General features: G+C 42.5%; 4 protein-coding genes. 3 read left to right on the top strand and 1 reads right to left on the bottom strand.

Annotated elements, in window-relative coordinates; genetic code table 11:
• Positions 1 to 13: 13 nt before the first annotated feature.
• Both VK179_10305 and mtaB read left to right on the top strand, forming a co-directional pair.
• Positions 14 to 1,429, top strand: a complete 1,416-nt coding sequence (locus tag VK179_10305) for a MiaB/RimO family radical SAM methylthiotransferase (GenBank protein HLO59124.1) — start codon at positions 14 to 16, stop codon at positions 1,427 to 1,429.
• On the top strand, positions 1,426 to 2,715 hold the full coding sequence (gene mtaB / locus VK179_10300; protein HLO59123.1) for a tRNA (N(6)-L-threonylcarbamoyladenosine(37)-C(2))-methylthiotransferase MtaB: 1,290 nt from the start codon (positions 1,426 to 1,428) through the stop codon (positions 2,713 to 2,715). Before VK179_10305 ends, mtaB begins: the two co-directional genes overlap by 4 nt.
• Here mtaB and VK179_10295 read toward each other — a convergent pair.
• A complete protein-coding gene (locus VK179_10295) occupies positions 2,705 to 4,981 on the bottom strand; it encodes a hypothetical protein (protein HLO59122.1) in 2,277 nt (758 codons plus the stop codon). The genes mtaB and VK179_10295 overlap by 11 nt on opposite strands.
• Positions 4,982 to 5,292: 311 nt before the next feature.
• Here VK179_10295 and VK179_10290 point away from each other — a divergent pair.
• The coding region (locus VK179_10290) for a DUF5916 domain-containing protein (GenBank protein HLO59121.1) at positions 5,293 to 6,203 on the top strand (911 nt) is incomplete at its 3' end.

Here is a 6,203-nt window from a genome sequence, read left to right as displayed (position 1 = left end):
TTAGTGTATTGAAATGAAGTATTTTATACTTACACTGGGTTGCCAGATGAACAAGTCTGACAGCGAACGTGTGCGTACCGTTATTGAGGGAATGGGTTACCGGTGGACGGATAACGAAGATGAGGCCAATATCCTGGGAATCATTGCCTGCTCAGTCCGCCAGAAATCAATAGACAAGGTTTATTCGAAAATAGCCCGCTGGAATAAATCCAAGAACAGCAGGAATGTAATCACTTTCATCTCGGGTTGCGTATTACCTGCAGACAGGGATAAATTCCTGAAGCTTTTCGACCTTGTTTTCACGATGAGCGAATTACCTGAATTGCCTGAAATGATCCGGCAATACGGGGTTGTTACAAGATCCTCGACACCCTTCGAGGGTACCCCCCACCCTTCGAGGGTATCCCCACCCTTCGAGGGTGTACCGGCAGCGACAAAATTTGTCATGCCACCGGTTGAAAAAATTAAGGACTTCTGGAAATTGCAGCCTTCGTACGTTTCAGATTACGAGGCTTACATACCGATTCAAAACGGGTGTGATAAATTCTGTACATTCTGTGCTGTGCCCTATACAAGGGGAAGGGAAATTTCAAGACCTTCTTCTGAAATCCGGGATGAATTGCACGAAGTGATTGAAAAGGGCTATAAATCCATCACTTTGTTGGGCCAGAATGTGAATTCATACGGCCGCGATAAACATGGTGCAGAAATGACTTTCCCGCAGTTGCTTGCTGCAATAGGCGAATACGGCCTTAATTCGGGTAAAGAATTCTGGGTTTATTTCACTTCGCCTCATCCCCGTGACATGAGTGACGAGGTGTTGCAGGTGATATCGAAATATCCCTGCCTGGCAAAACAAATTCATTTACCCGTGCAATCGGGCGACGACAAGGTGCTTATCCGGATGAACCGGAAGCATACGGTGGAAGATTATTTGAAAATCATCCATTCAATCCGTACGTATTTGCCCAATGCCACAGTTTTTACGGATATTATTGTGGGTTTCACCGGGGAAACACCCGAACAGTTTGAAAACACGAGAAAGCTGATGGAAGCCGTGAAGTTCAACATGGCGTATGTAGCAATATACTCACCAAGACCTGGCGCTGCCAGTTCACGATGGGACGATGACATTCCGATGCCGGTTAAAAAGGAACGGCTCCACATTCTTACCGAAGAACTTACAAAACATACGATTCACTATAATCAAAGCCTTGTAGGCCGGAATATCAAGGTGCTTGTCACCGGAAGAGACCGTAAACCCGGTTATATGTCGGGTCTTACCGAGGGCAGGGTAGTGGTGAGATTTCCTTCTCAACAACCCGCAAAGCCCGGTTCATTTGTTTGGCTGAATATTACTTCTGCCGCATCATACTCTATTGAGGGGGATTTGGTTTCTGAGAAGGCAGGTTTGCAGGAAGTTCTATGAAAAGAAAGGTTGCATTTAAAACGCTTGGCTGCCGGTTGAACCAGTTTGAGACTGATTCGGTGATGACCGATTTTTATAAGGCCGGTTATGAAGTGGTAAATTTCACCGATCAGGCCGACGTGTATGTGGTGAATACCTGCACGGTCACCAACCAGGGCGATCACAAATCAAAGACCGCCATCAACCAGGCTGTTCATAACAAGAAGGATTCACTCGTTGTGGTTACCGGTTGTATGGCTGAAAGTCAGAAAAACTACCTCGAAAACCGCGGTGATATCAGTTATGTAGTCGGTAATAAGAATAAAGTGAGCATTCTTCCGCTTGTTGAGGCTCATTTCAACGGTGAAATCCTTAATGCCGGAATGCTCCGCAGCGATGTTTTCGGATTCTCCGCTGCTGAAAAGAGTTTTCATACCCGCAGCATGATCAAAATACAGGATGGGTGCAATAACTTCTGCTCATTCTGCATTGTACCCATGGTCAGGGGAAGGGCTGTAAGCCGGAACGCAGAGGATATTCTTAAGAATGTAAAAGAGGTAATTGATCTCGGGTATAAAGAAATAGTGCTCACCGGCGTAAATATCAGCCGGTATGAGCATGAAGGCATGCATTTCACCGAATTGCTTAAGAAAATTCTTGATGTGGAAGGGAATTTCAGGGTACGCATTTCTTCTATTGAACCGGAAGGTTTTGATGAACCGCTCTATGAACTTTTTTCACACGATAAATTATGCCCTCAACTTCATTTGTGCCTTCAAAGCGGATCGGACAAAATCCTTATGCAAATGAGGAGAGTCTATACACTACCGACCTACATGCAAATTGTTGAAGAAATCAAAAAGCGATACCCGCTTTTCAATTTCACAACTGACATCATGGTTGGTTTTCCCGGCGAAACGGAAGAAGATTTCAGGGAAACCTGCAATGCTATCAATGAAATCGGGTACAGTCATGTTCATACATTCAAATACTCTGTCCGCAGGGGTACAAGAGCCGAGCGGATGCCCGACCAGGTACCTGAAAAAGCAAAGCAGCAGCGAAGCCTCATTGTAAGGGAAATTGCCCAGGCAAACAAGCTGAAATACAGGGAACAATTCTTAGGCAGAGAGCAGAATGTTCTTGTTGAGAAAGTAAGCAAAACAGGACTCGCCAAAGGATACGGGGAGCATTATGTTCCGGTTGAGTTTAAAACTACTTGCCAGGATACCAACTTCTATCAGTCAGTTAAATTGAATAAAATTTCCAGCCAGGATTTAGTGCTGAACGGGACTCCTGTCATTTCCTGAAATAATACATTGCCGATCCCGCCGAATGATCCATTGAAACGGCATTTACCCTTATCACATAAGTACCTCGGGGTATACTTGCCGGAATATTTACAGTGCATGTTTCCCCATTTTTGAGCATTACCTCATCAGCCCATATTAAAGTGGGGTTATCCGCTTCTTTTACTTCCAGGCTTTTACTGGATTGTCCCGGAGATGATTGATTCCGAAACACCGGAATTGCTTTCGGAGAATTTGCCCTCAGGGTTGAGCCATAGCCGTTAACACCGTAACGGGTTTTGATAAAAATAATCCCGTTCACCACTCCATACACATTATACCCTAATTGGCCCCTTAATACACTGATCGATTCAATATTTTCAACCGGCATATCTTCAATCATCAGATAATTTTGTCCTAACCTATTCCCATCTACAACAAAGAGTGCATTTTTATCAACTTTAGTGAAAGTTGGATAAAATCTCAGCAATACCGTTTTCGCGGCCCGGTTTATACTTAAGGGATGTAATTTCCATAACATACTTTCGAATGTTTGACAGTGTTCAATATCTTCCCTTGAATAGGTTTTTACATTTCCGGCAGGAAACATTTCATGTGGATCTATAGCCGTAAGATTCTTTCTTTTTGCTTTAACCGTTACCGCATTAAAATAAATCGCATCGTCATCTGGTTGGGAAGTAGTTTTTGGTATATTGGAATCATTAATCTTAAGCGCTAATTTACTTTTAAACTCATCTCTTTTTAATTTTTTGAAATAAGCTTCATTTGCCAGGTAGTCCACTTTTAATGAATCAAAATCCCTGATTTTCCTTGATTTTAAAAGGTATAAGTCTTGCATCGCCGGATCGATGCTGTCAAGTTGTATTATGAGCTTATTATTGTCAGGTTTGAATTTTAAGACTGAAGCCGTTTGAGGCACCATAAATGTTAGTTCCTGGATATCCTGACGACCCGTGTAGGTAATCTGTATTTCATCACTGTTTTTATTTACAGAAGAAACCATCAGGGTATCCCTGCCTGGTTGGAATACCATCAGGAGTTCATCAATTGATTTCGGATCCAGGCTGAACAATCCTTTTTCAGTAATGGATTCCGGCAAACTTTCATAAAACCCGGGGGTGAAGAGAAAGGATGATACTATATCCCGGGTTGCAGACCGACAATCGAAACCGCCGGCTGAATCCATTACAGAAACCGTAAGCATCACTTCGGATTTACTGTCAGCCTGGCTTTCAGGCTTTATTTTAATAAGGTTTTTTTCACGATTTTCAGACGATTTTATTTCCAGGTTCAACAGTTTGTAGTAGTTAACAAATACGGATCGCCAGGCAATCATCCTGTTTTGTTGATCTGCCAATACCAGATTGGCCATGCCGGGAACCAGTTTGCTGGTTTCAATCGTTGTTCTGTACTGTTTCGCTGATGGCAGTTCCTTTATCAGTACTGTATCACAATTTTGGATCAACAACAGGCGATTTGCAGGATTTATATTTAGATTACTCCGAACCTGGACATAGAAAAGGTCACGGAAAGTATTTGTCACACTCAGGCATACGCCTGGACCTGCAACCGGCAGGGACCATTTTCTGCCATCATTTCCGTTGACAACGGCATAATAATTCTCTGAACTGTCAGGATTGATTTGAAATATCCCAGCCCCGGATTCGTCCGTTTTGAAATGGGTGATTAAATCATTGTTCCCATTGAACACATTACCATCGACAGGTTGAAATCTGCCTGTGGAATCCACTGAAGTAAAGGCTATCAGTTGTGGTTCGCCATAAATCAGATTCCCGCCTTCAGGGTAAAATCGTAAATCTGATATTCCACTGCTTTTATGATCCGTGATTGTCGGTTTATTGTTTTTTGGACTGGTTGTCCGACGTGTGATTTTAATGGATGTTCTGAATGCAAATTCCGGATCAGCGTTTGTCATGCTGCTTGTGAAAGAAACCAACGTATAGATACCCGTATCTGCATGTAATGGAACGGTAAGCCATCCTGATATCGCTGATTTGTTTAACCTGAAACGGGCACTGTCCGCTGTCCTTCCGTAAGGATCAAATAAAAGACAATATAATGAAGTGCTTACGGCTTCAAACCTTCCGTTTTGAAAATTGCTTATATAAGCCCGAAAATGAATGGTATCCGAAATAGTGTATACGTTTCGGTCAGTTTGCACAAATACCTTTTCAGGAGGGACAGCTGTCTGGGCAAGAAGAGTAACCTGTAAGAAAAGCAGGGCAGGAAAAAAGAGATATTTCATAAGGACATTAAACAGAAACAAATTATCCTTCGCACAACCAACATGTTAAATCAAAAATATCAATAATTTTCAATTATATTTTTAAATAGAATAGAATATTGCCGGCAGACTTCTATTTTTGCACCGCTGATTTTTAAAGGTTCAACAATAGGGAAAAGATCAGGTCTAACGGTCATACTTCAAATCCACCCGTCCCATTTGTGAAAAAACGTTAAATTTTGGTTAAAGCCGGTAATGATTGCATCATTTGTTTTGGCTGATCGTCATTAAAAGAGATTTTAACCCCTTACAATTAAACCTGTACTAGTTTTATGAAGATATACATCGCGCTGATCTTGTGCCTGGCATTTTTCAATTTTGTAAATGGCCAGGATACCAACGACGCCTCAAAGAGTAAAAACAACCCACCAAAAAAATCGGTAGCGGCTTATTACACAACGGATCCCATAACAATTGACGGGGTGCTTGATGAACCTGCCTATTCGAAAGCCGAGCCTGCAAAAGATTTCATGCAGATCCAACCCTATAATGGTCGTCCTTCCGTTCGTCCTACGGAAGTATATATCCTGTATGATCAGACAGCTGTTTATATTGGCGCAATGATGTATGATGACCCTGACAGCATATTCAATTTCCTTTCAGAGAGAGATCAGATAGGTATTTCGGATTATTTTGGGGTCTATCTTGATCCGTATAACCAGGGTCAGCTTGCCTATGGATTCTTTATTACTCCTGCCGGCGTCCAGACTGATATAAAAGGCATTAAAACCAGTTTCGATTATGAAGATGACAGCTGGAATGCGGTTTGGCAAAGTAAGACCCGGGTTACAAAAGACGGTTGGGTGGCTGAACTTAAAATTCCTTATTCGGCCCTTCGGTTTCCGGAAAACGGAGGAGGTACCTGGGGATTAAACATGTTTCGCAACCTGAGGCGCTATGCTTCCAATAATTCATGGAACCTGCTCGACAGGAATGTGGCCGGTTTTATTCACCAGGAAGGGCAGCTGACCGGAATTCAGAATATCAAATCACCTGTGCGATTGTCGCTTAGTCCTTATGCTGCTGCATACACCGAATTCAAGGATGGAAAATCATCGCCTGATTTCACTTACAAAGGGGGTATGGATTTAAAATACGGTATAAATGACGCGTTTACCCTGGATATGATGCTGATACCCGACTTTGGCCAGATACAGTCGGATGACAAGCAATTAAATCTTTC

Source organism: Bacteroidales bacterium, assembly GCA_035299085.1.
Taxonomy (GTDB): Bacteria; Bacteroidota; Bacteroidia; order Bacteroidales; family UBA10428; genus UBA5072.
This window is presented reverse-complemented; position numbering and strand designations above follow the sequence as displayed.